This window comes from Rahnella selenatireducens (assembly GCF_046449555.1).
In the GTDB taxonomy this organism is placed as follows: domain Bacteria; phylum Pseudomonadota; class Gammaproteobacteria; order Enterobacterales; family Enterobacteriaceae; genus Rahnella; species Rahnella selenatireducens.
Map to the genome: position 1 here is coordinate 1 of NZ_JBKEZJ010000020.1, position 25,201 is coordinate 25,201.

Sequence of the window (25,201 nt, forward strand, 5' to 3'; positions counted from 1 at the left end):
ACAAAGCCGGTGCAGAAGCCCCGGCTTGCACTTTTTTACGCGAAAACTCAGCTGAACTGGCGGATGCGCGCGATAAAGGATTCCACATCACTGATGTGCGGTGCCGTCAGAATCAGCCATTTTCCGAGACTCAGCGCGTGGCGCTGGCAGTCAGCACGCATTGCGTCGTCTTTGATGGAATCAAGATCGGCCACGTGCGCCAGCCCGATGGTGCGACGGATTAATTCCGCGCCGCAATATCCGACCGCATCGTGCCAGACTTCCTGCAAGAAAATACCGGCGTAACCCGCTTCGGCCAGCGCCGGATCCTGTGATTTTTCACGCGCCAGTTGCAGGAAACGTTCGGAAAAGCTCAGCCACAGTTCGCGCACATCTTTCAGGCGCTGCTCGCGACCGTCAGCCGCTTCACGCACGCCCACCAGCCCCGGCAAACCGCAATAGTTCAGCAGCAAATTACCGATAGCCGAACCCGGGTCAAAACCGACAGGACCGTAATAACCGAACTCGGCATCAATGGCTTTCAGCTTGCCTTCGGCCACAAAAATCGAACCGCTGTGAATATCGCCGTGCAGCAACGCTTCGGCTTTGCTCAGGAAACGATGCTTGAGCGCCGCCACCGCCAGTCGCAAAGGTTTATCGGCACGCAGCGCATCGACTTCAGGCTGCAAAACCGGATCATAATTATTCCGTTCATGATCGACATAAGGATCGGTGAAGAACAGATCTTCGGTGATCTGGCAAAGTTCCGGGTTGGTAAAGCGTGAAACTTCGGCTTTCTTGGTCTGCGCGTTCTGATAGAAATCGGAGGTATGGAAAAGTGTCTGCGCCAGATATTCACCCAGCTGGCTGGCGGCCTGCGGGAAGTATTTGCCCTGCACCAGCTCGCTGCGCCAGATCTGATGATCCGACAAATCTTCCTGAACCATCACCGCCAGTTCGGCGTCGTGATGCAACACTTTCACCGTATGCTGCGGGCAATACTGACCGTGAATAATCAGCGTTTCGGCTTCGATGCGCGCGCGGTCAAGCGTCAGCGGCCAGGATTCCCCGACGCAACGCACATAAGGCAACGCCTGTTTCACGATCACCCGGCTTTTGCCCGTGGTATCACGAATTTTAAACACCAGATTCAGGTTTCCGTCACCGATTTCATCGGCAGTGACCAGAGATTGCGGATCTGCTACGCCACCGTATTTACGGGCATATTCAACAGCATCTTCGGCGGTAAATGTGTAGTAGCGCGACATCCTGACCTCTCGAAATTTTCTTTTAGCCTTAAAAGTGTTTAGACGTCTATACATCCATAAAACATGTTGGCAGAATAAGTGAACAGATGCAACCGGGCAACAAGGATTTAACCAACAATGCAAAGCCTCACAACCACCAGTTTACGTATTCGCGAAAACCAACTGTGGATCCTCGATCAACAGGCCCTGCCACAACGTTCCGACTGGCGCGAATGTCGCGATGTCAGCGATCTGGTGGATCACATCCGTACCCTGCGCGTGCGCGGTGCGCCGCTGATTGGTTTATCCGCCAGCCTGCTACTGGCGTTGCTGGCTGAACAGGGCATGAAGCAGGATGAACTGTCGCATTCGCTGAACATCCTTCGCGCCTCACGCCCGACGGCGGTGAATCTGATGAACAATCTCGACCGCATGAAAATCGCGTTACAGCAGCCCGATTTCGTCACCGCGCTAACGGCCGAGGCGCTGCGCCTGGTGGATGAAGACCGCGCGCTGTGTGAAAGCATTGCAACGCACGGCGCAACGCTTGTGACGCCGGGCAGCCGTTTGCTGACCCACTGCAACACCGGCGGGCTGGCGACAGCGGGCGTCGGCACGGCCATTGGCGTGATCCGCCGTGCGCATGAGCAGGGAAATGTTGAACAGGTTTGGGTCGATGAAACGCGCCCGTTATTGCAGGGAGGCCGCCTCACGGCGTGGGAGCTTGGCGAACTGGGCATTCCCTATCAGCTGATTTGCGACTCGATGGCCGCCAGCCTGATGGCACAAAAACGCGTTGACGCCGTCTGGGTCGGCGCTGACCGCATCGCTGCCAACGGCGACGTGGCCAACAAGATCGGCACTTACAGCCTGGCGGTTCTGGCGAAATACCACGGCATCCCGTTCTACGTCGCCGCGCCGCACACCACGCACGATCCGCTTTGCCCGAACGGCGCAGACATTCCTATCGAACAACGCGACGCCCGCGAAGTCACCGGCGTTTCCGGCAGTTTTGGTTCCGTGCAGTGGGCTCCGGAGGATGCAAAAGTTTATAACCCGGCGTTTGATGTGACACCGGCAGAGCTCATCAGTGGATGGGTACTGGATGTGGGGGTGGTGACGCCTGCGCAGGTGCGCGAAGGGGTCTTCGCGGCTTCCTTGGCGGCTGGGCTGAGCCGCGGGCAGCGCTAAAGGCGGTATTGCGGAAATTTCGGTTTTTCATGTGCAGCATGTAGCGCTAAAGGCGGTACTGCGGAAGTTTCGGTTTTTCATGTGCAGTGATCGCTCAGCGGCTTGCGCCGAAACCGACCAAAGAGGCCCAGGACGGGGCCTCTTTGGAATCTCCGCGTCTTTCTAACTGCGCGCTATCGCTCGCTGGCTATGTTTCAGACACAAGAGTGATTGCCGCGAAAACTTGCCGCTGCGCGGTTCCCTTACTCGGTTTCGGGCCATTGGTCTCGAAACACTTCGCTCGGCAAGCTTTCTGAAAGCGGCCACTGGCTATGTAAGTCAGCATGCTTTTTGAAAGCGGCCGGAGGCTTATCAAAATTCAAAATCAGACTGGTTTTGTTTTTTAGATAGGTGAGATGGCGCGCTCAGAAATTTTGCTGACCGAGGGTTCGAGACCGCAAGGCTCGAAGCCCGTAGGGAAGGAACCGCGCAGCGGCAAGATTTCGCGCCACATTCGATTGTGCCAGAACATGTCCATCGACCCAGCGGTAGCGCGCAGTTTAAGAGCCCGGGATTCTCAAGGGGCGCGGCGACAGGCGCTCCTTGAGGCCGGTTTGGGTGGCAACCCAAGGTTTTGACCTTAAAAAGAAATTTTAAAAGCTTTTCTAAAAAGCTTATTCCCCCATCCTCGGGTACTTATCCGCGATACCATCGCCTGTAAAATGCGCCACCCATCCTTCCGGATTATCAAACACCCGAATCGCCGTAAACGACGGTGAACCGCCCATATCAAACCAGTGACGGGTATTCGCGGGGACGGAAATCAGATCGTTCTTCTCACACAAGATCTGGAAAATCTTACCGTTCAGATGCAGGCAGAACAGCCCGGCGCCTTCCACGAAGAAACGCACTTCGTCTTCGCCGTGGGTATGCTCGGAGAGGAATTTGGTGCGCAGCACTTCACGCTGTTCGTTGTCCGGGCGCATGCTGATCACATCCCAGCTCTGATAGCCCTTCTCTTCCACCAGCTTGTCGATTTCATGCTGATACGCGGCGATCACGTCCTGCGGCTGTGGGTTATCGCCTAAATCACGGTCGGCCTGCCAGCGCTCGAAACGCACGTCAATCTTGTTCAGTTCCGCAGCGATGGCCTCTCCGTCACGGCTTTCCCAAACTGGCGCGGAAGGATCCTGGTCACTAAAAATCGTCAATGCACTCATGGTCAACCCTCTTATAAGAATGTTTCTAAGGCTATCTGATCAAAACGATTCACTTGCAGGTGGTCGCTGAGTTCGTCAGCGTCATCACGGATCAGCTGACAGGTGTGCCAGCCCGCTAAGCGCGCAGCGTCCAGTTCCTGACGGATGTCCGATAAAAACAGCAAATCAGCGGGCGGTAAAATCAGCTGTTCGGCGATGTTCTGATAGGATTCTGTTTCACGCTTGCCGCCAACGCGGGTGTCGAAATATCCGCTGAACAGCGGCGTGAGGTCGCCCGCATCACTGTAACCAAACAGCAGTTTTTGCGCGTCAACGGAACCGGAAGAATACACGCAAAGCTGCAAACCATCGGTTTTCCAGGCTTCTAATTGCGGCGCGACATCCGCGTACAGATGCCCGCGGAAATCACCGTTCTCATAACCGGTGCGCCAGATAATGCCCTGCAACACTTTCAGCGGCGTCGATTTGACGTCGTTGTCCATGTAGGTAAAAAGCTGCTCAATCAGGGCTTCGACGCTGGCCTGCGGGCGGTCGATGTCGGCCCTCAATGCGTTCAGCGCAGCTGCCACTTCCGGCTCTTCGTGCTGGTGGCGCAGAAATTCGGCGAGGCGCTGACGGGCATAGGGGAATAACACCTGATGCACAAAACGGATATCTGTGGTGGTGCCTTCAATATCAGTGACGATGGCGCGGATCATTTGGCCTCCAGCAAGCGGCGTTGCAGTTCACACTGGAACAGAAATTCCAGCCCTTCCAGATGGCGGCGTGCTTCCGCCACATCCCGTCCCCAGCAGGTGAGACCGTGGCCGCGCAGCAGAAAACCATACTGCAACGGCGTGTGCTCCGTGCTGGAAATAATCTTCTGCACCAGCGCAGAGATGTCCTGGCTATTGTCGAAAATCGGGATCACCACCTGATCAAGGTGCGTCGTCTGGCCGCTCAGCGATTTTTGCATTTCGTAGCCTTCCAGCACCAGCGACCCGCTGCGTTCCACGCGGGACAAAACGGTCGAATTAACCGAATGTGTATGCAGCACCGCACCTGTTTCAGGATAGCGGGAATAGAGCATCGTGTGCAGGCCAGTTTCCGCCGACGGGCGGCGTCCGCTTGGCGCGAGGCCGCTTTCCAGCTCAACCAGCAGAAAATCATCTGCGGTCAGCGAGCCTTTGTCCTTCCCCGATTCGGTGATCAGGCAATGTTTGTCGCCCGAACGCACCGACATATTCCCACCTGTCGCCGGGCTCCAGCCCTTCTGACCAATCCAGTGACAGGCCGCCAGCAGCGCGCCCGGTTGCAAATTCTCTGTCATCGTAATCCTAGAAATCGTGCGTTGAGGGCCTGAGTTCGGAGTGAAAACCGCGATATATAAATAATTGATATGGCCTAGATTGAATTAGCATTTAGCCATCTAAGCGTCTCGATTGCCAAATATTAACATCGTGTTATATTGTGAGCAACATCGCTATCTGCACCGGTCCAGGAGTATTGACCCGCCATGAGCACAGCCGCACTGATCCCCGAAAGTAAGCTTCCTTCCCTCGGCACCACCATTTTTACTCAGATGAGTGCCCTGGCGCAGAAGCACAACGCCATTAACCTGTCTCAGGGTTTCCCTGATTTCGATGGCCCCGAGTATCTGCGCAACCGTCTGGCGTATCACGTCAGTCAGGGCGCGAACCAGTACGCGCCGATGACCGGCACCGCGCCATTGCGTGAAGCGATTGCCGCAAAAACCGAACAGATTTACGGCTACGCGCCGGATGCCAATACCGACATCACGATCACCGCCGGCGCCACCGAATCTTTGTACATCGCTATCACCGCGCTGGTTTCGAAAGGCGACGAAGTGATTGCGTTTGACCCGAGCTACGACTGCTACGCGCCTGCGGTAGAACTGGCGGGCGGCGTGATGAAGCGCATTCAGCTTCAGCCGCCGGAGTTCAAAGTGAACTGGGCGGAATTTGCCGACCAGATTACGGATCGGACAAAGCTGGTCATCATCAACACGCCGCACAATCCGTCGGCCACGGTCTGGAGCCACAGCGACATTGAGCAGCTCTGGCAAACCATTGCTGATAAACACATTTTTGTGCTCAGCGACGAAGTATACGAACACATCTGCTTTGCGCCGGAAGGCCACGCCAGCGTGCTGCGCCACCCGCAACTGCGTCAGCGCGCCATCGCGGTGTCTTCTTTCGGCAAGACTTATCACATGACCGGCTGGCGCGTGGGTTATTGCATCGCTCCGGCGATTATCAGCGCCGAATTGCGCAAAGTTCACCAGTATCTGACGTTTTCGATCACCACGCCGGTTCAGCTGGCGCTGGCGGATATGCTGCGGGAAGCGCCGGAGCACTGGCAGGAATTACCGGCGTTTTATCAGGCCAAGCGTGACCGTCTGGCGCAAGGGCTGGCGAACAGCCGTCTGAAAGTGTTGCCAAGCCAGGGCACGTATTTCCTGCTGGTGGATTACAGCGAAGTCTCGGATCTGGACGATGTTGCATTCTGCCACTGGCTGACTGAACATGTGGGCGTTGCGGCCATTCCGATGTCGGTATTCTGCGCCGCGCCCTTCCCACATAAACTGATCCGGCTGTGCTTTGCCAAACAGGAAACCACGCTGGACGCTGCTGCGGAGCGCCTGTGTCAACTTTAAAACTGTCCGTGTTGCAACAGCCGCTGGTGTGGCTGGACGGCGAGGCCAACCTCGCGCATTTCGACGGTCTGCTGGGATCACTGACCGGCCGCGACCTGATTATTCTGCCGGAAATGTTCACCACCGGTTTCGCCATGCAGGCTCCGGGCAGCGCACTGCCGCAGTCCCGCGTGGTGGACTGGCTGCATCAGTGGGCGAAAAAACTCGGTGCAATGATTGGCGGCAGCGTGGCGCTGAGCACGACGGAAGGCGCGGTAAACCGTTTCCTGCTGGTCGAGCCGCAGGGTAAAGTGCATTCCTACGATAAACGCCATCTGTTCCGCATGGCGGGCGAACACAATTATTACGTGCCGGGCAAACGCCGTGAAATCGTCGAATGGCGCGGCTGGCGTATTCTGCCGCAAGTCTGTTACGACCTGCGTTTCCCGGTCTATTCGCGCAATCAGCAGGATTACGATCTGGCACTGTACGTCGCCAACTGGCCTGCCCGCCGCAGCCATCACTGGCAAGCGCTGCTCATGGCGCGTGCAATCGAAAATCAGGCCTACGTCGCCGGTTGCAACCGCGTCGGGGATGACGATAACGGCCATCATTACAGCGGCGACAGCCTGATCATTAATCCGCTGGGTGAAGAACTGGCGCGCGCCGAGCCGGGTTCGGCAATGATTATCGACGCCGAACTGTCTCTGGAAGCGTTACAGGAATACCGCGAAGCTTTCCCGGCGTGGCGCGATTCCGATACGTTCCTTCTGCACGATTAAAGAAAACGGCAACACATAAACATCAGAAAGCCCACCCGCTGTATTTGCAGCCGGTGGGCTTTTATTTATTGATGATTATTTACAGGTGATTGCTGAGAGGAAATTACGGTTTCGGCAAACCGGCAATCAGCGCGTTGATCAGATCCGAGTTTGCCACCTGCTGCGGATGAATCTGGATCTCCTGGCTGTATAGCGGTGGCAGTGTCTGACAATAGGCATCCAGATCGGTCTGGGCAATCGTCGGCACGCCATACTGGAACGAGTTCGGATTTTCCGGCGGCAACGCCCCTTCCATGGTGGAACCGTAGGCGCCGAGTTCAATCAGGCTGTGCGATGACTCATCCGGACCATGCGCAAACACAAACGTGCCGTATTTAGGATGGCCGAGATAAGGCAACACTTCATCATCACTCAGGCTGCTTCGCAGGTTGTAACGCAGCTGTGCATAATTACGGGTCACCAGCAAAAACGCCGTCTGAATTAGCGAGGCTTTTTCGTTCCCCGACAAACACATCAGCAAGTTGCCGTAATAATCGAGAAACGCCACGGCATTCCCTGCGCCACCCTGCGCAATATCCTGATTTGCGGCCGCAATGAGATAAGGCGCAAGCCCTTCATCCGGCTGCCCGCGGGATGGCGCGGTATAGCTTAGCGCGTCCGGATAAAGGGCTTTTAACGCAACCACAACCGGGTTATCAGCTGGCAGCAATTTGATATCTTTGAGAGAATCAGGCGTTAAATCCGTATTGATACTGGCTTTAACCTGCGTCAGCGTGGCATCGAAAGCCGTTTCACACAGCGCCACCGTCTGAACATCCATAACAGCGTCGGTGAAGAAAGCCGGCACCGGCGCTGAACTGGCATCGCGGGTAAAACAGTTATTCCCGTTAACTGCCGGATAGCTGAAAGTATTTTTTGCCACCTGCGCCAGCTCAGGCGAAAGCGTCGGGAAATCTGCTTTGGTATCCCAGTTAATACCAGAATATGTATCGAAAGCGGCAGAGATAACGTTAAATCCTCCGGTAATAATAGAACCGGTACACATACAGCACGGATCCAGCGACGTCACAATGGTAATATCAGACGGCGGTGGCATATCGACACCCGCTTCAATCTGCGCATAATACCAGTCAATTAACTGACGTTCACCGTGAGCCGTCGGATCGCTGGTCATATTATTTTTAACCACGTTATTATTAATCGCATTCAGCACATTACCGCTGGCATCGAGCATAACGCCACCCACGCTGAATGTATTCTGACAATAGGCCACCAGTGCCTGTTCTGCCGCCGCAGTGGCCGCCGTTTCGACCGTCACATACGTTTCACCCGCTTTAACTGCTGGGGCTTTTAATGAATTACAGTTGCAATTACACATATTAATTCCTTCCGTTAGATTAAGTGTATTGATTAAGATTCAGTAATTCGCGAAGCGTGATTTTATAAACACGCCGGAATTAAAGAGACTGCATCGTGACAAATTAATCTGAATTAAAAAAACGGAAGGTGTTGTGCCAGCGATGACACCGGGTTTATTTTATAAATCTGAAGTTATTTAGAGAGGGATTCATTTTATTATAATTCGGGTGAATATAGATTTCACAATACCGCCCTGAATTATATATTTCAGGGCGAATATTTAATTAGCGATTCAGGTAATTAAATAATAACGGACTTAAACCTGCCCGATAAAATCGAACTTGCCGATATTCACGCCCAGATGGCGCAAAATATTGTACGCGGTAGTGATGTGGAAGTAGAAGTTCGGTATCGCAAACGTAGTGACGTAGCTGTGTGCGGTAAAGGTCAATTCATGGTTTTTGCCTTTTACCACGATGGCGCGGGATTCATCGCCTTCCAGCTGTTCCGGTTTTACGCTTTCGATAAAGCGCAGAGTTTTCGCGATACGCTCCTGCAAATCCGCGAATGTGACTTCATTGTCTTCCATCGCAGGGGCGGTGACACCGGCCAGACGGGCGATTGCGCCTTTCGACATATCGCTGGTGATTTGCACCTGACGCGCCAGCGGATACATGTCCGCCGCCAGACGGGTATTCAGCACTTCTTCTGCAGATTTTCCGTTTTCCTGCGCCCACGCCGCGCCTTTTTCCAGCAACGCCGAAAGATTCTTTAAACCACGTACAAACTGTGCCGCCGTGCTGCCATACAGAGATGCTGACATGATGCTTCCTTAATGAATGGGGTTAGAACAACCGGCGATACATTAGCGCGTTATGGTCTAAACAGCGTGACGTTTTGTAGTAGTCCGTGGCGGCTAAAATTCGCCTTTGCGACGTAGCCTGCCCTTTTTGTCAAAGCATGTAAACACCGGTCGGGGTGGATCGCTTCTTGCATTTAATTCCCCCGCAAAAACATCTGACAGAGGACTCCTGATGACCATCACCTTTATTGCACACTCCACGCCCGAACCTGCGTTGTACGGCGCGATGGCAGCGATACTTGCTGAATTACGCGCTTTGCCGCTCTGTCACTTTCCCGTCAGTCATGATGTAAAACATTATCCGAATGCGCGCCAGCACGTCACGGCGCAGGGCCATGCGCTGACCTGCGGACTGGTCTGGCTGGAGCGCCTGACCGGGCGTGGCGCGGGTGAAGAATCCGGTCTGGAATCACTGATTTATCGGGCACTTAAGGAAGACATCGTGGTGCCGCTGCGCGAACCGTTATCCCCGGCGTTGGCCGCCAAAATCGCCGGGCACGGCATCAGCGTGGAGTCATTAAGCGTGGTGCGCAATCAGGAAAAATTTCAACTCGTAGACAGCGAGTCCGGAAAAATTCGCAGTAACGGCTGGGGGCGCGATGCGTTTGGCCGCTGGGCACTCGGCTCAGTTTCGCAGCCGGTCATGCGCGCCGGAAAGACCCTGCGCATGGCGATAGTCGGCGATTTTTGTGAGCAGCGCGACAGCTATCCGGCGATGCTCGCTGCACTGGGAGATGCCGCCGATGCACTGGCAATGAACATTGACATCGTCTGGGTGACGCCTTCGCTGCTCGGCAGTCAGCTCGATTCCACGCTATATGACGTTGATGGCATTATTTTGCCGGGCACCACACTGACGTCCGGCGATCATCCGGTCAGCCAGCTGGCAAGCGCAGTCTGGGCGCTGGAAAACCAGACGCCGCTGCTGGGGATTAATCAGGGTATGCACCAGATGGTGACGGCCTTCGGGCAGCGCGTTCTCGGCCAGGAGCGCGTGGTAATGCACGGGCCGTCGAGCCTCAACAGCCTGCAAACCAGTTTGCCACTCAGCCGCCATCAGCAACAACGTCTGGGCAACCATACGGTGCTGAGCCGCAGTGGCACGTTACTGGCAAACAAGATGGGCGAGGAATTTACGCTGCGTTATAACCAGCGTCGCTGTCTGAATCCGCATTTGCTGGCGGAGCTGGAAAGCGCCGGGCTGAAAATTTCAGGGACAGACGAAAGCGGGGAACAGGCGCAGGCCATTGAGCTGAATAATCACCCGTTCTTCATGGGCGTACAGGGGCAACCGGAGCTGATGTCGCGCCGCGAACGCCCCAATCCGTTGCTGATGGCCTTTCTGCAACAAGTCCGCCAGAGCAACCGCGACCACGACGTCAGCCATTCTGCGCTGACCAAAAGCGTACGGCTGCGCCACCCGCATTTATCGATGGGCTGAATAACCTGGAAAATCAGGAGCCTCTGTACGTCGAATACGAATAGGGGCTGATTAACAAAGGCAGATGATAGTGATCCTGCTCGCCGGAAATCACCACGTCGATAATCGCCGAGTGATAAAGGGTTTCGCGGTTTGTGGCGGAAAAATACGCGCCGATGTCTGCACAAAGCCGGTAATGACCGGAGGGCACCGGCTCCGGCGTGAGTTTTGCGGCGCGGCCATCGGCATCAGTTTGCGTTTCAGCGATGAGCGTGATTTTCTGTCCGTCGAGTTTTTCAAGCCAGACGCGCACGCCAGCTGCGGGCTGGCCGAGCGACGTATCAAGAATATGCGTGGTGACTTTCGTTTTGGAAACAGACGTCATGATTGCAAACTCTCCTTAAAGCGTAACAGTGTGATTTCTTTCAGCTGCTGCGCGGTTTCCTGATATTCGGCTTCCGGTGAATTCTGTAAGCGCCGTTGCAGGTTCTCGAGAATTTCCTCTGAACTGCGGCCTTTGACGCGTATCAGAAAAACCCGCCCGAAACGCTGTTCGTAACGCTGATTGCCGTCATGCAGCGCATCAATAACAGCCTGCTGGCTGATATTGAGCGTCGCCTGCTCGCCACGGGAAAGTTGCGCTTCTTTACCGCTGCCGTTCGCCCGCTCGCCGATACGCGGATGCGCGGACAACGCCCGGATGATGTCGTCCGGCTGCCAGCTTTCGCAGGCTGCTTCGGCGCTTTGCAGCGCCTGTTCCACCGAAGAATACGGACGCCCGTCGCTGACTTTCTGCGCCCAGCCGGGAATATTCACCAGCGGGCGGAGCAGCGCGACAGCTTCGAATTCAGACAGCGCATTAAATTCCTCAGGGGTCACAGATGGCCTCCGTCGAAACTCAGTACCGTATTGATATACGCCTGCACCGCATACGCCACATCGCCGGTAGTAACAGATTCATCAGGATGATGGCTGATGCCATCTTTGCAGCGCACAAACAGCATGCCGACCGGCCAGCATTCGGCCATCGCTATCGCGTCGTGCCCGGCGCCGCTTGGCAGCGACATCGCCTGCCCCTGCAAATGCAGAATGCTCTGGCTCAGGCGGTGCTGCAAACTTTCGTCGCACTCTGTCGCGCTGATGCCGTAAAACTGCTCGGCGGCAAACGTCAGGCCGCGACGGGTGGCGATCTCATGCCCCTGCGCCAGCAGGACTTTCAGCAGCGCGCATAGATCCTCATCGCGCGGCCCGCGCACGTCTAGGGAGAGTTTCACCTGCCCCGGAATGACATTCACCGCACCCGGCAAACATTCCAGCGTGCCGACGGTAGCCACCAGATTACGACCGGCCGTGGTTGCGAGGGTTTCAATCGCCAGCGTCCATTCGGCGGCGGCGGTCAGGGCGTCCTGACGCTGCCCCATCGGCACGGTTCCGGCGTGACCGGCGTGGCCGGTGAATTCGCAATTCAGGCGACGTGCGCCGTTAATCGCAGTGACAACGCCGAGCGGAACATTGGCCGTTTGCAGACACGGCCCCTGCTCGATATGCAACTCCAGATACGCGCAAAAATCGCTGACCGCACGCTGTGATGCGCCGATCGCCAGCGGGCTGAGCCCGACATTTTCCATCGCCTGCGCGACAGTGATCCCCTGCGCGTCCTGACGTTCCAGCCAGTCAGCAGGCCAGGTGCCGGTCAGACCCCGGCTGCCCAATAATGTGATGCCAAAACGTGTGCCTTCTTCATCGCAGAACCCGACAATTTCCACAGCCATCGGCAGGCGGATCCCGTTCTGATGCAAATGTGAAACCACTTCCAGCGCCGTCAGCACGCCCAACGGGCCGTCATAGCGCCCCGCATTGCGTACACTGTCGAGATGCGAACCGAGCAGCAGCGCAGGCGCGGAAGGATCCTGCCCTTCGTAGCGCCCGCAAATATTGCCGACGCTGTCCTGCCAGACGCGCATTCCGGCCTCCGCCATCCATTCACCGACCTGACGGTTAGCCTGTAAATGTTCAGCGGAAAGATACACGCGGGTCAGCTGACCCGGCGTTTCGCTGATGGCGGCCAGCGTATCGCAGCGCGCCATCACCCGTCCGGCTGCGCGGGCAGCACTGTGGGAAACCGCGGCCAGCGTAAGGGCTTCTGCCATTACTGACCTCCTGCGTAATGATCCCAGGCTGCCTGCGCGCCCGCGCCGTATTTCGACGCAAAGCCCAGACGGTTCAGCACCGCTTCCAGCGCCACCAGCGTCTGCAATACGCAGTCTTTACGCGCGTTGTAACCCATCGTGCCGATGCGCCAGATTTTCCCGGCCAGCGGACCAAACGAGGTGCCGATTTCAATGCTGAAATCATTGAGCATCATCTGACGCACCTGCTCGCCGTGAATGCCTTGCGGGATCACCACGCCCAGCACGTTATTCATGCGATGATTCAGGTCGCCAAAGACGTCCAGCCCCATTCCCTGAATCCCCGCCAGCAGCGCGCCGCCGTGCAGTTCGTGGCGGGCGATGCCGTTATCCAGCCCTTCTTCCAGAATGATGCGCGCGCACTCGCGGGCGGCAAACAGCATGCTGGTCGCTTCGGTATGATGGTTCAGACGTTCCGGGCCCCAATAATCCATGATCATGCCCAGATCGAAATAGTTGGAGTAGATCATCTCTTCGTCGCCATCGGCGTGATCGGCAGTGCGGATCCCCTGCTCGACGCATTTACGGCGGCGGATTTGTTCTTCGAAGCGCGGGCTGATAGTGACCGGCGAGCTGCCGGACGGACCGCCGAGGCATTTCTGCAAACCGGCAGAAACCGCGTCTAAACCCCAGGCATCGGTTTCCATCGGGTTACCACCCAGCGAAGCCGTGGTATCGGAATAGAACAGCACGCCGTGACGGCGGCAGATCTCACCCAGTTGCTCCAGCGGCTGCAACATGGTGGTGGACGTATCGCCCTGCACGGTCAGCAGCCAGCGCGGTTTCACCGATTTAATGGCGTCTTCAATTTGCTGCGGATCAAACACTTCGCCCCACGGCGCTTCGATAGTATGCACTTCGGCCCGACAACGGCGGGCGATTTCACACAGCAGATGCCCGAAACGACCAAACACCGGCACCAGCACTTTATCGCCCGGGCGGATGCCGGAAAGCAACACGGCTTCGATACCGGCGCGCGAGGTGCCGTCGATCAGGAACGTCCACTGATTTTCGGTTTTGTACAACGCGCGATACAGCGCCATTACTTCGTTCATGTAGCCGGTCATTACCGGGTCATATTGCCCGACCAGCTGGCTCGCCATCGCCCGCAGCACGCGCGGATCGGCGTTGATTGGTCCCGGCCCCATCAGCAGACGGGTTGGCGGGTTGATTTGTCCGAGTGTTTGAATGCCTGACATAGTTAATCCTTTAAAATGTTAACTTGCGGTGGCTTCGTTTAAGCCACGAACGGATGCGATAAATTGTTTTAACTCCGGCGTTTGCGGATTGGCAAACAGCGCGCGGCTTTCGCCCTGTTCCCACACGGTGCCCTGATGCATAAACACCACGCGGTCGCCCACTTCGCGGGCAAAATTCATTTCATGCGTCACCAGCACCAGCGTCATGCCCTCTTTCGCCAGTTGCTCCAGCACTTTGAGGACTTCACCCACCAGCTCCGGATCCAGCGCGGAAGTAATTTCATCGCACAGCAACACTTTCGGGTTCATCGCCAGCGCACGGGCAATCGCCACACGTTGCTGCTGGCCGCCGGAAAGGTTCGACGGATAATAATCCATGCGATCCGCCAGCCCGACTTTCGCCAGCATCTGCGCGGCCAGTTCACGGCATTCCGCCGCGGATTTTTTCAGTACGCGGCGCGGCGCTAACATGACGTTTTCCAGCGCGGTCATGTGCGGGAAAAGATTGAAACTCTGGAATACCATGCCCACCGAGCGGCTGATATCGCGTGCCTGAGAATCACGGTCGGTAATGGTCATGCCGCCAAGTTTGATGCTGCCTTCCTGATAGCCTTCCAGCCCGTTTATGCAGCGTAAAAGCGTACTTTTGCCGGAACCGCTGCGGCCGATGATAGAGATCACTTCGCCGCTGTCGATGTCCAGATCCACGCCTTTCAGCACATGGTTCTGGCCGTAAAATTTCTGAACCTGATTGATGGTGATCAGTGGCATTACTGTTTCTCTCCACGCAGTGATTTTTCTAAATGCTGGCTGTAACGCGACAGCGGATAGCACATCAGGAAGTAGCCCAGCGCCACTAATCCGAACACTTTAAACGGCTCATACGTCACATTGTTGAGCATCGTTCCGGCTTTTGTCAGTTCGACAAAACCAATAATGGACGCCAGCGCCGTGCCTTTAACCACCTGAACGGAAAAGCCTACGGTCGGCGCAATCGCAATCCGCAACGCCTGCGGAGTGATCACGCGCCACAACGTCTGGCCGAAATTCAGGCCGAGGCAGCGCGATGCTTCCCACTGACCTTTTGGCAGCGCCGCAATGCTGCCGCTCCAGATATCAACCAGATACGCGCTGGTGTAGAGAGTCAGCGCCAGCGCCGCCGCGGTCCACGGGCTGACGTTTATGCCAAACAGGCCGAGACCGAAGAACGCCAGAAACAGCTGCATCAGCAGCGGCGTGCCCTGGAATAATTCTGAATACAGGCGCACAAAGCGCGTCGGCCAGCGACGTTTGGTCAGACGCATCAGTAACAGCGGCAGCGTCACCAGCGTACCGCCGATAAATGCCGTCAGTGAAAGCAGTAACGTCCAGCGCGCCGCCAGCAGCAGGTTGCGCACAATGTCCCAGTCGGTGAACGTCATCATCAGTTTGCACTCCCAAAGAAGCGGCGTCCGGCCAGTAGCAATAACTGACGCATCGCCACTGACAGCAACAAATAGAACAACGTGGTGACCAGATACACTTCAAAACTGAGGAACGTGCGCGACTGAATCAGGTTCGCCGCAAACGTCAGTTCTTCATAGGACACCTGCGAAACCACGGAAGATCCGAGCATCACGATAATGCACTGGCTGACCAGCGACGGATAAATGCGTTTCAGCGACGGCGGCAGGACAATGCGTAAAAAGGTCTGGCTGCGGCTCAGCCCCAGCACACGCCCCGCTTCCCACTGGCCTTTCGGCGTCACCTGAATGCCCGCGCGGATAATTTCGGTGCTGTACGCGCCGAGGTTAATCAGCATCGCCAGCAGCGCGGCTTCTCCGGCAGTCATTTTCAGGCCGATGGCCGGCAGGCCAAACACGATGAAAAACAGCTGCACGACAAACGGCGTATTGCGGATGGCTTCGACATACACGCCCCAGATCGTCCGCAAGGTTTTGTGATTGCCACAGCGAATGGCCGCGCCGCAAATACCGATCGCGACGCCGCCAATCGTTGCCATCACCGTCAGCTCAATAGTGGTCCATAAACCGGCCAGCAGTTCCGGCATATAAGGCCACAGCGCGCTAAAGTTAAGCTGATAGGTCATGAAAGTTCTCCGTCAGTCAGCTGATTACGCGCCAACAGATGCAGGCAGCGGCGCCTTCATCCATTTTTCAGACAGCGAATTCAGCGTCTTATCTTTGATACCTTCGGCAATCAGTTCATTCACTTTGTCTTTCAGCGCCGGTTCGTCCTTACGCAGGCCGACGTAGCACGGCGAATCTTTCAGCATCACTTTGGAGACCGGCGCTTTTTCCGGGTTCATCCGGGCAATCGCAGCGACCACCAGATTCCCGGTGGCGATGTATTCCACCTGGCCGGACAGGTACGCCGACAGCGTGGTGTTGTTGTCTTCATAACGCTGAATTTTGGCGTCTTTCGGCGCCACGTCGGTCAGTGCAAGATCTTCCACCGCGCCACGGGTTACACCAATAGTTTTACCAGACAGTTCTTTCAGATCCGCCAGTTTGTCGCCCTTCGCGCCAAATACGCCGAGGAAGAACGGCGCGTAGGCGTTACTGAAATCAATCACCTTTTCACGCTCAGCGTTTTTACCGAGGCTGGAAATCACCAGATCCACTTTGTCCGTTTGCAGGTAAGGCACGCGGTTGGCGCTGGTCACCGGCACCAGTTGCAACTTAAGTTTCATCTTATCGGCCAGATAATGCGCCATATCGATGTCATAACCTTCCGGCTGCAAATCTTTGCTCACCGAACCAAATGGCGGGAAATCCTGTGGAACCGCCACGCGCAGCACGCCGCGTTTCTGAATATCCTGCAACTGATCGGCCATTGCGCCAGATGCCTGAAGCACCAGCATTGCAGCACCTGCCCACGCCAACAGCCTTTTGTTCATGTTCATAGATTATCTCCGGTGAAAAGTTTTTGGAACGATAGATTCTTATAAAGTGAACTTTGCAACGAATGTGCCAAAAGCGATTGTCCTGAGAAATTGTGCACAAAGTCACGGCATGACAAGGAATTAACGTAACGGACAGAGAAAGCGGGAGGATTTTTTTGCCCTGAAGGAGGGCAAAATAACGAAACGGAGGAAAATACTTTGCACCCTGATTGTGCGCACGCACCAAAAAAGCGCCTGCTTTGTTCGTAAAACGGGAATCAGCGCTGTTCCAGTTCGTCGAGTTCGTTGTACAGATCGCTGATTTGATGAATTCTCTGACGGCCCGACGCCAGTATTTCGTGCAGCAACGCATTGCTGAGTAAATTCGCCAGACTCATGGCGGAAGAATAGCTGTCGAACGCCGACACGCTGTCGAGCGGCGCCGCCAGATGCCACGCCGCCAGCGGGATCAGTGTCTGCGCCTGGGGTTCGCAAATCAGTAACACCGGCACGCCAAGTGTCTGTAATTGTGTGAGAATCGCCTTCGCCATGCGCGGCCTGCGGCGAAACGCCACAAAAATCACCACATCGTGCGCGGTCAGATCCACCAACTCTTCCGCCAGTGTCTGCCCCGGTTGCGGCATCATCATCACGCCCGAACGCACCTGGATCAGCTGCTGACGAAGGTGCAGCGCCACCGGGTAACTGTTGCGAAAACCCAGCAAACGAACCTGCCGAGCCTGACTAAGTGCGGCAATCAGCTCGCCAAACGCCACGCCGTCAATCTGGTTAATCCACTGCGTCAGATTCGCCATTTCCTGTTTATAGTGCCGTGATAACAAGGTGTTACCTTGCACCGCATCGCGGCTGTCGGTCAGCGGCATTCCGCTCTGGCGCAGCGTGCGCATTTCATCGCGCATATCGCGGTAACTCGGATACCCCAGACGCTTAAACAGGCGGCTCACCGTGGCTTTCGAGACGCCGCTAAGCCGCGCCAGCTCGGCGCTGTTGTAGCTCATCAGGTCATCGATGCTGGCGAAAATAAAATCCGCCACCCGCTGCTCCTGCGGCGTCAGTTCGGCGTAATGTTCACGCAGACGCTCATCAATCTGTTTCATGTTTCTCCTCATGTCCTAAATAGTTCGAATTGCAGGAAGGCGGCAAGCGAAAGAGTCCCGATGAGCTTACTGAAGTCAGTGATTCGGGCGACTGAGAGCAGCCAACGCATCTGAAATTTGAAATATGACAGACATTGTAACGAAGGTTTCAGCGGAACATACCATGCACTATGCTTGCCAATGCAAGCGAATTTATCCGCGGATGCGGCGGGAACCTGCCGATGTGGAACACGTCTTGCTTAACCTAATGACATCGCGCCCTTATCCCTGCAGGCCGGGCAGCATAAAAACAGAGTCGTCAAAAAGGACATCGCATGATTAACAGTAACAGCGCCCCGCTCGGTATGGCGGTTACCCCTCATCATCTGGCCAGCCAGAGTGCACTTGCGGTATTGCGCGAAGGCGGTAATGCCATCGAAGCAATGGTGGCCGCCGCGGCAACCATTGCCGTGGTTTACCCGCATATGAACGGACTTGGCGGAGACGGCTTCTGGCTGATTGTGCCGCCGCAGGGTAATCCGGTGGCCATCGACGCCAGCGGAGCTGCCGGTTCGCTGGCGTCTCTGGATTTCTACGCCGGAGAAAGTCACATTCCGCACCGTGGCCCGAAAGCCGCGCTGACCGTCGCCGGCACCGTGGGCGGCTGGCACGAAGCGCTGAAAATCTCGGCTGAATCCGGCGGCGAGCAAAAACCGCTGTCCCGCCTGCTGCGTGACGCCATCCGTTACGCCGCCGACGGCATTCCCGTGACGGCGTCTCAGGAAGCCGCGACCCGCGCCAAGCAGCATGAACTGAAAGATATCCGTTCGTTTACCGACGTCTTTTTACCGAACGGCGATGTCCCGCGCGCAGGAAATCGTTTCACCCAGCCGCAGCTGGCGAACACGTTATCAATACTGTGCGAAGACGGGCTGAACAGTTTCTACCGTGGCAAGCTGGCCGATAATATGGCGGCGGACATGGAAAAACTCGGTATGCCGCTGACGCGCGCTGATCTTGCCGCTTATCAGCCGCAGCGCCGTGTGCCGTTACGGCTTAAACACAGCAAGGGCGAAATTTACAACCTGACGCCGCCAACGCAGGGGCTGGTTTCACTGGCCATCCTCGGCCTGACCGACCGGCTGCCGCTGGAAACCATGGATGAGAGCGCCACCATTCACAGAGTAGTTGAAGCCACCAAACTGGCCTTCGGCCTGCGCGACCGTTTCATCACCGACCCGCGCATGATGACGCAGGACGCCCAGAGCCTGCTGGATCCGCAGTATCTCGACGCCCTCGCAACCCGCATCAAACCTCACAGCGCCGCCGACTGGGGAAAAGGCAAAGGCCCGGGCGACACTGTCTGGATGGGCGTGATGGACAGCAGCGGGCTGGCGGTGTCGTTCATTCAGAGCATTTATCACGAATTTGGCAGTGGCGTGGTCCTGCCGGGCAGCGGCGTGCTGTGGCAAAACCGCGGTGCGTCTTTCAGCCTTGATGCCGATCATCTGCTCGCACTCGCACCGGGCAAACAACCTTTCCACACGCTGAACCCGGCGGCGGCGCGTTTATACGATGGCCGCACGATGGTTTACGGCTCAATGGGCGGCGACGGCCAGCCGCAAACGCAGGCGGCAGTGTTTATCCGCCACGTCGTGCAGGGGCAATCGCTTCAGCAGGCGATCAGCGGCCCGCGCTGGCTGCTGGGCAGAACCTGGGGCGAAAGCTCCGATTCCCTGAAACTGGAAGGCCGCTTCGAGTATCAGACGCTGGCCGGGCTGCGCCAGCGCGGTCACGACGTCGAGTTGTTACCGGATTTCAGCGAAGCCGTCGGCCATGCGGGTGCGATTGTGCGCCACACCAACGGCATGTTTGAAGGCGCTTCCGACCCGCGCAGCAACGGCAGCGCGGCCGGTTTTTAAACTGAGGAACTGATCATGAAAAAAAAACCTGCGGCCACCGACTGGGCCGTTTATATCAGCCAGATGGAATCCGTTCTGGCACTGGAACTCGACGATGCGCGCCGTCAGGAACTGCTGTTGCAGTTTGGCCGCATCGCGCAGATGGCACAACCGCTGATGGATTTATCGCTCGACCCGCGTCTGGAAATCGCCGGGGTGTACAGAGCATGAAATCGTTTGATAGCTTCACGATTAACCAGCTGCATCAGGCCATTACGCAGGGCGAAGTCTCTGCCACGGAAATCGCCAGTACCACACTGGATGCGGTTGAACAGGCCAACCCGGTCATCAACGCTTACACGCACATCACCCGAGAACGCATGTTAAGCGAAGCGGCGAAAGTCGATAAAACCCGTGCCAGCGGGATGAAGTTGCCTCCGCTCGCCGGGATCCCTTATGCGGTGAAAAACCTGCTGGACGTCGCCGGTGAAATCACGCTGGCCGGTGCCAGTCTGAACAGCAGCAATGCCGCCGCGCGTCAGGATGCGTGGGCCGTTTCCCGCCTCGCCGCACAGGGCGCAACCCTCTCCGGCATGCTGAATATGGATGCCTACGCCTACGGTTTCACCACGGAAAACAGCCATTACGGCGTAACACGAAACCCGCGCGACCTGTCGCGCGTTGCCGGTGGTTCGTCCGGCGGGTCGGCTGCGGCCGTGGCCGCCGGTCTGGTGCATTTCACATTGGGCAGCGACACCAACGGTTCGATCCGCGTTCCGGCTTCGCTAAGCGGCATTCTCGGCCTGAAACCGACGTTCGGGCGGATCTCCCGCCGCGGCAGCCAGCAGTTTGTCGCCAGCCTGGATCACCTCGGCCCGCTGGCGCGGTGCAGCGAAGACCTCTCACAGGTGTATGACGCGATTCAGGGTACCGATCCGCAGGATCATTTTCAGGCGGACAAACCGGCTACCGAAACATTTTCCCGGCTGACCCGCGGGCAGGAAGGCCTCCGGACTGCGATCCTGGGCGGATATTTTTCTACCTGGTGCGACGACAACGCCAAAGCGTCGGTTTTGCAGATTGCCCGGGCACTTGAGGCTCAGGAAGAAATTGAGATGCCTCAGGCTGAACTGGCGCGCTCTGCCGCGTTCATCATCAGCGCTTCCGAAGGGGGAAATCAGTATCTGCCGAAACTGCGCAGTATCCCGGAACAGTTCGAGCCGCTTTCGCGCGAACGCCTGCTGGCAGGCGCCATGATCCCGGCGGCGTGGTATGTGCAGGCACAGCGTTTTCGTCAGCAATTTCAGCAACAAATCTTGCCCTTGTTCGAACATTGGGACATCTTGATTGCGCCAGCCACGCCGTGCCCGGCCACGTTAATCGGCCAGGAGACCATTCATATCAATGGTCAGAACCTGCCGACGCGCGCCAATATGGGCATGCTGACCCAGCCAATTTCATTCCTCGGCCTGCCGGTGGTGACAGTTCCGGTGACCACCGCAAGCGGCCTGCCGATCGGGTTGCAACTGATTGCGCCGCCGTGGCGGGAAGACCTCTGCCTTCGTGCTGCCTGGGCGCTGGAGCAGCAAGGCATTGTGAATGTCAGCAGTTCGCCGGTGATGCCGGTCTGATTATTCCGGCCATCGTTTTCCAGGGTGACGTTAAGAGAGTAAAAAATGAAAACTGAACATATCGACCGCCCGGCGATCCTCGCCGAAATGAATGCGGCATTTTATCGCTACGAACAGGCGCTGATTACCAACGATACGGCAGTGCTTGATGAACTGTTCTGGCATGACCCGCGCACGGTGCGCTTCGGCGCGGGTGAAAATCTTTATGGCATCGACGCCATCCGCGAATTCCGCGCTGCGCGCCCTTCTCAGGGGCTGGATCGCGATTTGATCAACACGACGATCACCACGTTTGGCGATGACATGGCGATCGCCAGTACCGAGTTTCGCCGCGAAGGTACGGACAACATTGGGCGACAGCAGCAGACGTGGGTCAAAATGTTGAGTGGATGGAAGATTGTGGCAGCGCATGTGAGTTTGATGGTTTGATCGAGAAAATTTCGGTTTTTCAATAACGGTGATCACCTGGCTTTTCGCGCCGAAACCGACCAAGAGAGGGAAGTGCTTTCCCTCTCTTGGATCTCTCCCCGCTTTTTCAAACACGCGCTGTCGCCAGACCGATGGACGTGTTCTGTGACCTCCGTGGAGGCGCAAAATCTTGCCGCTCCGCGGTCCCTTCGTTCGGTCTTCGAGCCATAGGTCTCGAAACACTCTCTCAGCAAAATTTTTTTATCGCGCCTTGGCGGGATCTTAAAAGCATCGCTGGGGTTTGGGGTTTGGGGGTTGGGGGTTGGGGGTTGGGGTTTTATTTGTATGTTGCTGTTATCGCCATTCGTCATAGCTGCTCGAGTCATTTCGAAATTTTAACAGGCTTTTTTCTCATTCTGAGCCGGTGAAGTTGTGACCTAAAAACTTCTGGCCGCTTTCAAAAATCACGCCGGAGGAAGAGGTGGAAAAACGCGCGGCGTTTTGGCTCGGGTTGTAACCCGACCGGAGGGCACCGCACAGCGGCGGGATTTTGCGGCAATAGCGGTGGCTGCTGAAACATAGCCCGTTTGCATGGCACGTGTTTTAAAGAGCCCGGGATTCTTAAGGGGTGCGGCGATAGGCGCCCCTTAAGGCCGGTTTGGGTGGCAACCCAAGGTCTTGACCTTAAAGCCCCTTCTTCGCCGGGTGCGTTGCGCCCCAGTGATCCGCAATTTCCTGCCGCTTACACACCCAAACACGATCATGTGATTCAACGTAATCGAGAAACCGCTGTAATGCCCGGAACCGTCCCGGACGGCCAAGGATCCGGCAGTGCATCCCAATTGACATCATTTTCGGGGAGGTTTCCCCTTCTTCGTACAGCACGTCGAACGTGTCTTTCAGGTAAGTGTAAAACTGCTCGCCGGTGTTGAAGCCCTGCGGTGAGGCGAACCGCATGTCGTTGGTTTCCAGCGTATAGGGGATCACCAGGTGCTGTTTAATTTCACCATTTTCAAGCCTTACCGGCGTCCAGAACGGTAAGTCGTCGCCGTAATAATCGCTGTCGTACTGGAAACCACCGGATTCAGCAACCAGCTGGCGGGTATTCGGGCTGTCGCGTCCGGTGTACCAGCCGAGCGGCGCTTTGCCAAACAGGTCACGCAGTACGGTGATGGCTTTTGCCATGTGCTCCGCTTCTTCAGCTTTGCTCATGTTCTGATAATGGATCCAGCGCCAGCCGTGGCTGACAACGTCGTAATCCGCCGCTTTGATGGCGCTGACGATTTCAGGGTTGCGCGCCAGTGCCATCGCGACACCGAAAACGGTGAGCGGCAGGTCGCGCTTCTGGAATTCATTGTGGATGCGCCAGAAACCGGCGCGTGAGCCGTATTCATACAGTGAATCCATCGACATATGACGGTCGGGGAAACTGGCTGCGCCGATAATATCCGAAAGAAATTGCTCCGAACCGGCGTCGCCGTGCAGAACGTTATTTTCCGCGCCCTCCTCATAGTTGAGGACGAACTGCACCGCTATCCGGGCGTTGCCCGGCCAGTTTGCGTGTGGCGGGCGACCGGCATAGCCAATCAGGTCGCGCGGGTAATTTTCAGTAAAACCGTTATCGAATTCAGACATGGTTATCTCTCAGATTTAGTCCGGCAAAGCGGCCAGACAAGGGTTTTTCCAGCGGATAATCCAGATCACCGTGTTTACTGGTGGTCAGGCGAAGGGCGGCCAGTGACTCGACCATTTTGACCGCCGCGCTGACGCCGTCGATCACCGGAATATCCAGCTCCCGCGTCAGTTCCTGCGCCAGATCGGCCATACCGCCGCAGCCCAGTACAATCGCCCCGCTGCCATCCGATTTTTTCGCGGCAATGCATTGCTCACGTACTTTCTGCTGCGCCAGCCCGCTGCCGTCTTCAAGCGAAAGCACCGGAAGATCGATCGCATGCAGCGCCGCGCAATGACGCTCGAAACCGTACTGATGCAGTAAATGGCGGGCAATAGTGAGGGTTCTTGGCAAAGTGGTGACGATGGAAAAACGCGTCGCCAGCATCGTGGCCAGATGCATGGCCGCTTCGGCAATGCCGATGACCGGCGCATGCGCCAGCTCACGCGCAGCCAGCAAGCCCGGATCGCCAAAACAGGCAATGATGTGGCCGTCCACACCAGCTTCGCGCCCGGCTTTCACCTGCTGCAAAACACCGAGCGTGGCAATCGCCTCGTCAAAATGCCCTTCTATAGATGGCGCGCCTTCCTGCGGACAAACCGCCACAATTTGCGTGTCCATAGCGGCAACAGAGCGCGCGGTTTGCGCCATGACTTCCGTCATCGCCAGACTGGTGTTCGGGTTGATCAGTTGTATACAAAGCGGTTTTGCCATCACTCTGGCTCCTTTCCGGCGACCAGAAGATGAGATGAAAAGATATTCGCGAAATCAGGCACCTGCCCTTTATTTTGCTCAAAACGCAGGCTGGAGACGATGCTGTCGAAGTGATGCGACATGCTTTGCGTCAGCCCGGCAACGTCCCGCTTTTTCATCAGTTCCAGTAAATCATCGTGATCATGACACCGGCAGCCCTGCTGCCACGGTGCGCCCCAGGCTGCAATCGCCAGTGAAGAACGCAGCGTGAGCTGAGAAACCGATTCTGTCAGCACTTTGTTGCCGGAAATCGCCTGAAGCTGAACGTGGAAAGCAGCAGAAAGCCGTATTGCGGCCGGGCCATTACGCTCGTCGTGGGCGCGCTTTTCTTCCTGTACGAGTTTTTTCATCGCCACCAGATGCGTGGACTGGCAATGCGCGATCACCAGCGGCAGGTTGGCGCATTCAAGAATTTTTCGGGTGGCGAAAACGTCGCGGGATTCTTCTGCGTCCGGCGTGGTGACATGCGCACCACGCTTGGGCAATAGCGTGACCAGTTGCACTGCGGCAAGGCGCTGCAACACACGCCGGATGCCTGTGCGGCTGACAGAAAACACTTCAGCCAGCGCCTCTTCCGGCAATTTACTGCCCGGCAAAAGCTGGTGTTCAACAATCGATTTCACCAGCGCGTTGTAAATGTGGTCGTCCTTATCCTCGGTAAAATAGGCCGTATTCAGCCCGCTCCAACTGGTCATTGCCGTTACTCCGTATACCGTTCGATAGATTAATCGTATACATGAAAATTATTTTTTGTATACAAAAAATGAAATATGGCCTGATTCGTGCAGTGCTC

General features: G+C 56.4%; 26 protein-coding genes. 8 read left to right on the forward strand and 18 right to left on the reverse strand.

All coding sequences use genetic code 11. The features are described from left to right. Positions 1–47 precede the first annotated feature (47 nt). Positions 48–1,247 carry an S-methyl-5-thioribose kinase gene (gene mtnK, locus ACLBVC_RS22190; protein ID WP_410151428.1) on the reverse strand — a complete coding sequence of 400 codons (1,200 nt, stop codon included), beginning with the start codon at positions 1,245–1,247 and terminating at the stop codon, positions 48–50. Positions 1,248–1,364: 117 nt separating this feature from the next. On the opposite strand from mtnK, the gene mtnA reads away from it, so the two are divergent. Continuing rightward, positions 1,365–2,417, forward strand: a complete 1,053-nt coding sequence (mtnA, locus tag ACLBVC_RS22195; protein ID WP_410151429.1) for an S-methyl-5-thioribose-1-phosphate isomerase — start codon at positions 1,365–1,367, stop codon at positions 2,415–2,417. A 653-nt stretch (positions 2,418–3,070) separates the two neighbouring features. Here the strand turns inward: mtnA and ACLBVC_RS22200 are convergent. The 3 genes from ACLBVC_RS22200 to ACLBVC_RS22210 are packed head-to-tail and all read right to left on the reverse strand — an operon-like array spanning position 3,071 to position 4,925. Then, a complete protein-coding gene (locus ACLBVC_RS22200) occupies positions 3,071–3,616 on the reverse strand; it encodes a 1,2-dihydroxy-3-keto-5-methylthiopentene dioxygenase (RefSeq protein ID WP_410151430.1) in 546 nt (181 codons plus the stop codon). A gap of 11 nt (positions 3,617–3,627) precedes the next feature. After that, on the reverse strand, positions 3,628–4,314 hold the full coding sequence (gene mtnC, locus ACLBVC_RS22205; protein WP_410151431.1) for an acireductone synthase: 687 nt from the start codon (positions 4,312–4,314) through the stop codon (positions 3,628–3,630). Continuing rightward, positions 4,311–4,925 (reverse strand): methylthioribulose 1-phosphate dehydratase, encoded by a 615-nt coding sequence (locus ACLBVC_RS22210; RefSeq protein ID WP_410151432.1) that lies wholly within the window; start codon positions 4,923–4,925, stop codon positions 4,311–4,313. Before ACLBVC_RS22210 ends, mtnC begins: the two co-directional genes overlap by 4 nt. Positions 4,926–5,111: 186 nt before the next feature. Here ACLBVC_RS22210 and ACLBVC_RS22215 point away from each other — a divergent pair, with 186 nt between their 5' ends. Continuing rightward, positions 5,112–6,272: a pyridoxal phosphate-dependent aminotransferase gene (locus ACLBVC_RS22215; protein WP_410151433.1), complete on the forward strand. Its 1,161-nt coding sequence runs from the start codon at positions 5,112–5,114 to the stop codon at positions 6,270–6,272. Further along, positions 6,260–7,033, forward strand: a complete 774-nt coding sequence (locus ACLBVC_RS22220; RefSeq protein WP_410151434.1) for an amidohydrolase — start codon at positions 6,260–6,262, stop codon at positions 7,031–7,033. The genes ACLBVC_RS22215 and ACLBVC_RS22220 overlap by 13 nt, the downstream gene beginning before the upstream one ends. Positions 7,034–7,136: 103 nt before the next feature. Here the strand turns inward: ACLBVC_RS22220 and ACLBVC_RS22225 are convergent, their stop codons facing one another. After that, positions 7,137–8,411 carry a nucleoside deaminase gene (locus ACLBVC_RS22225; RefSeq protein ID WP_410151435.1) on the reverse strand — a complete coding sequence of 425 codons (1,275 nt, stop codon included), beginning with the start codon at positions 8,409–8,411 and terminating at the stop codon, positions 7,137–7,139. A gap of 297 nt (positions 8,412–8,708) precedes the next feature. Further along, the gene (locus ACLBVC_RS22230) at positions 8,709–9,215 is read right to left on the reverse strand and encodes a DUF1993 domain-containing protein (protein WP_410151436.1); all 507 of its coding nucleotides are present in this window, start codon (positions 9,213–9,215) and stop codon (positions 8,709–8,711) included. A gap of 211 nt (positions 9,216–9,426) precedes the next feature. Between ACLBVC_RS22230 and ACLBVC_RS22235 the strand changes: the two genes are divergently transcribed. Beyond that, complete coding sequence (locus ACLBVC_RS22235; RefSeq protein WP_410151437.1) at positions 9,427–10,695, forward strand: glutamine amidotransferase-related protein; 1,269 nt, start codon at positions 9,427–9,429, stop codon at positions 10,693–10,695. A gap of 13 nt (positions 10,696–10,708) precedes the next feature. Here ACLBVC_RS22235 and uraH read toward each other — a convergent pair whose 3' ends face one another. The 9 genes from uraH to ACLBVC_RS22280 form a co-directional block, all read right to left on the reverse strand. Further along, on the reverse strand, positions 10,709–11,059 hold the full coding sequence (gene uraH / locus ACLBVC_RS22240; protein WP_410151438.1) for a hydroxyisourate hydrolase: 351 nt from the start codon (positions 11,057–11,059) through the stop codon (positions 10,709–10,711). Further along, positions 11,056–11,553, reverse strand: coding sequence for a 2-oxo-4-hydroxy-4-carboxy-5-ureidoimidazoline decarboxylase (gene uraD, locus ACLBVC_RS22245; RefSeq protein ID WP_410151439.1), 498 nt, complete (start codon positions 11,551–11,553; stop codon positions 11,056–11,058). The genes uraH and uraD overlap by 4 nt, the downstream gene beginning before the upstream one ends. Further along, the gene (hpxK, locus tag ACLBVC_RS22250; protein ID WP_410151440.1) at positions 11,550–12,824 is read right to left on the reverse strand and encodes an allantoate amidohydrolase; all 1,275 of its coding nucleotides are present in this window, start codon (positions 12,822–12,824) and stop codon (positions 11,550–11,552) included. Before hpxK ends, uraD begins: the two co-directional genes overlap by 4 nt. Beyond that, on the reverse strand, positions 12,824–14,062 hold the full coding sequence (locus ACLBVC_RS22255) for a pyridoxal-phosphate-dependent aminotransferase family protein (RefSeq protein WP_410151441.1): 1,239 nt from the start codon (positions 14,060–14,062) through the stop codon (positions 12,824–12,826). Before ACLBVC_RS22255 ends, hpxK begins: the two co-directional genes overlap by 1 nt. Before the next feature lie 18 nt (positions 14,063–14,080). Continuing rightward, positions 14,081–14,833, reverse strand: a complete 753-nt coding sequence (locus ACLBVC_RS22260; protein WP_410151442.1) for an amino acid ABC transporter ATP-binding protein — start codon at positions 14,831–14,833, stop codon at positions 14,081–14,083. Beyond that, complete coding sequence (locus ACLBVC_RS22265) at positions 14,833–15,483, reverse strand: amino acid ABC transporter permease (protein WP_113877997.1); 651 nt, start codon at positions 15,481–15,483, stop codon at positions 14,833–14,835. The genes ACLBVC_RS22260 and ACLBVC_RS22265 overlap by 1 nt, the downstream gene beginning before the upstream one ends. A gap of 2 nt (positions 15,484–15,485) precedes the next feature. Next, the gene (locus tag ACLBVC_RS22270; RefSeq protein ID WP_410151443.1) at positions 15,486–16,151 is read right to left on the reverse strand and encodes an amino acid ABC transporter permease; all 666 of its coding nucleotides are present in this window, start codon (positions 16,149–16,151) and stop codon (positions 15,486–15,488) included. Positions 16,152–16,175: 24 nt separating this feature from the next. After that, positions 16,176–16,967 (reverse strand): transporter substrate-binding domain-containing protein, encoded by a 792-nt coding sequence (locus ACLBVC_RS22275; RefSeq protein ID WP_195824932.1) that lies wholly within the window; start codon positions 16,965–16,967, stop codon positions 16,176–16,178. A gap of 257 nt (positions 16,968–17,224) precedes the next feature. Then, positions 17,225–18,064 (reverse strand): MurR/RpiR family transcriptional regulator, encoded by an 840-nt coding sequence (locus tag ACLBVC_RS22280; RefSeq protein ID WP_410151444.1) that lies wholly within the window; start codon positions 18,062–18,064, stop codon positions 17,225–17,227. A gap of 314 nt (positions 18,065–18,378) precedes the next feature. Here ACLBVC_RS22280 and ACLBVC_RS22285 point away from each other — a divergent pair, with 314 nt between their 5' ends. The 4 genes from ACLBVC_RS22285 to hpxZ are packed head-to-tail and all read left to right on the forward strand — an operon-like array spanning position 18,379 to position 22,004. Beyond that, the gene (locus ACLBVC_RS22285) at positions 18,379–19,965 is read left to right on the forward strand and encodes a gamma-glutamyltransferase family protein (protein WP_410151445.1); all 1,587 of its coding nucleotides are present in this window, start codon (positions 18,379–18,381) and stop codon (positions 19,963–19,965) included. 15 nt (positions 19,966–19,980) lie between these two features. Continuing rightward, positions 19,981–20,175 (forward strand): oxalurate catabolism protein HpxX, encoded by a 195-nt coding sequence (gene hpxX, locus ACLBVC_RS22290; RefSeq protein WP_410151446.1) that lies wholly within the window; start codon positions 19,981–19,983, stop codon positions 20,173–20,175. Beyond that, positions 20,172–21,575 (forward strand): AtzE family amidohydrolase, encoded by a 1,404-nt coding sequence (locus tag ACLBVC_RS22295; protein ID WP_410151447.1) that lies wholly within the window; start codon positions 20,172–20,174, stop codon positions 21,573–21,575. Before hpxX ends, ACLBVC_RS22295 begins: the two co-directional genes overlap by 4 nt. Positions 21,576–21,620: 45 nt before the next feature. Next, positions 21,621–22,004, forward strand: coding sequence for an oxalurate catabolism protein HpxZ (hpxZ, locus tag ACLBVC_RS22300; protein ID WP_410151448.1), 384 nt, complete (start codon positions 21,621–21,623; stop codon positions 22,002–22,004). 663 nt (positions 22,005–22,667) lie between these two features. Here hpxZ and puuE read toward each other — a convergent pair. From puuE to ACLBVC_RS22315, 3 genes are read right to left on the reverse strand one after another with little or no spacing between them, the layout of a single operon-like run. Further along, a complete protein-coding gene (gene puuE, locus ACLBVC_RS22305) occupies positions 22,668–23,618 on the reverse strand; it encodes an allantoinase PuuE (RefSeq protein ID WP_410151449.1) in 951 nt (316 codons plus the stop codon). Beyond that, the gene (gene hpxA / locus ACLBVC_RS22310) at positions 23,611–24,369 is read right to left on the reverse strand and encodes an allantoin racemase (protein ID WP_410151450.1); all 759 of its coding nucleotides are present in this window, start codon (positions 24,367–24,369) and stop codon (positions 23,611–23,613) included. The genes puuE and hpxA overlap by 8 nt, the downstream gene beginning before the upstream one ends. After that, complete coding sequence (locus ACLBVC_RS22315; protein ID WP_410151451.1) at positions 24,369–25,103, reverse strand: GntR family transcriptional regulator; 735 nt, start codon at positions 25,101–25,103, stop codon at positions 24,369–24,371. The genes hpxA and ACLBVC_RS22315 overlap by 1 nt, the downstream gene beginning before the upstream one ends. Between the last annotated feature and the right edge of the window lie 98 nt (positions 25,104–25,201).

Coding starts and splice junctions, on each gene's coding strand:
- mtnK (WP_410151428.1), bottom strand. CDS start 1,247: ATGTCGCGCTACTACACATTTACCGCCGAAGATGCTGTTGAATATGCC.
- mtnA (WP_410151429.1), top strand. CDS start 1,365: ATGCAAAGCCTCACAACCACCAGTTTACGTATTCGCGAAAACCAACTG.
- ACLBVC_RS22200 (WP_410151430.1), bottom strand. CDS start 3,616: ATGAGTGCATTGACGATTTTTAGTGACCAGGATCCTTCCGCGCCAGTT.
- mtnC (WP_410151431.1), bottom strand. CDS start 4,314: ATGATCCGCGCCATCGTCACTGATATTGAAGGCACCACCACAGATATC.
- ACLBVC_RS22210 (WP_410151432.1), bottom strand. CDS start 4,925: ATGACAGAGAATTTGCAACCGGGCGCGCTGCTGGCGGCCTGTCACTGG.
- ACLBVC_RS22215 (WP_410151433.1), top strand. CDS start 5,112: ATGAGCACAGCCGCACTGATCCCCGAAAGTAAGCTTCCTTCCCTCGGC.
- ACLBVC_RS22225 (WP_410151435.1), bottom strand. CDS start 8,411: ATGTGTAATTGCAACTGTAATTCATTAAAAGCCCCAGCAGTTAAAGCG.
- ACLBVC_RS22230 (WP_410151436.1), bottom strand. CDS start 9,215: ATGTCAGCATCTCTGTATGGCAGCACGGCGGCACAGTTTGTACGTGGT.
- ACLBVC_RS22235 (WP_410151437.1), top strand. CDS start 9,427: ATGACCATCACCTTTATTGCACACTCCACGCCCGAACCTGCGTTGTAC.
- uraH (WP_410151438.1), bottom strand. CDS start 11,059: ATGACGTCTGTTTCCAAAACGAAAGTCACCACGCATATTCTTGATACG.
- hpxK (WP_410151440.1), bottom strand. CDS start 12,824: ATGGCAGAAGCCCTTACGCTGGCCGCGGTTTCCCACAGTGCTGCCCGC.
- ACLBVC_RS22255 (WP_410151441.1), bottom strand. CDS start 14,062: ATGTCAGGCATTCAAACACTCGGACAAATCAACCCGCCAACCCGTCTG.
- ACLBVC_RS22260 (WP_410151442.1), bottom strand. CDS start 14,833: ATGCCACTGATCACCATCAATCAGGTTCAGAAATTTTACGGCCAGAAC.
- ACLBVC_RS22265 (WP_113877997.1), bottom strand. CDS start 15,483: ATGACGTTCACCGACTGGGACATTGTGCGCAACCTGCTGCTGGCGGCG.
- ACLBVC_RS22270 (WP_410151443.1), bottom strand. CDS start 16,151: ATGACCTATCAGCTTAACTTTAGCGCGCTGTGGCCTTATATGCCGGAA.
- ACLBVC_RS22275 (WP_195824932.1), bottom strand. CDS start 16,967: ATGAACATGAACAAAAGGCTGTTGGCGTGGGCAGGTGCTGCAATGCTG.
- ACLBVC_RS22280 (WP_410151444.1), bottom strand. CDS start 18,064: ATGAAACAGATTGATGAGCGTCTGCGTGAACATTACGCCGAACTGACG.
- ACLBVC_RS22285 (WP_410151445.1), top strand. CDS start 18,379: ATGATTAACAGTAACAGCGCCCCGCTCGGTATGGCGGTTACCCCTCAT.
- hpxX (WP_410151446.1), top strand. CDS start 19,981: ATGAAAAAAAAACCTGCGGCCACCGACTGGGCCGTTTATATCAGCCAG.
- ACLBVC_RS22295 (WP_410151447.1), top strand. CDS start 20,172: ATGAAATCGTTTGATAGCTTCACGATTAACCAGCTGCATCAGGCCATT.
- hpxZ (WP_410151448.1), top strand. CDS start 21,621: ATGAAAACTGAACATATCGACCGCCCGGCGATCCTCGCCGAAATGAAT.
- puuE (WP_410151449.1), bottom strand. CDS start 23,618: ATGTCTGAATTCGATAACGGTTTTACTGAAAATTACCCGCGCGACCTG.
- hpxA (WP_410151450.1), bottom strand. CDS start 24,369: ATGGCAAAACCGCTTTGTATACAACTGATCAACCCGAACACCAGTCTG.
- ACLBVC_RS22315 (WP_410151451.1), bottom strand. CDS start 25,103: ATGACCAGTTGGAGCGGGCTGAATACGGCCTATTTTACCGAGGATAAG.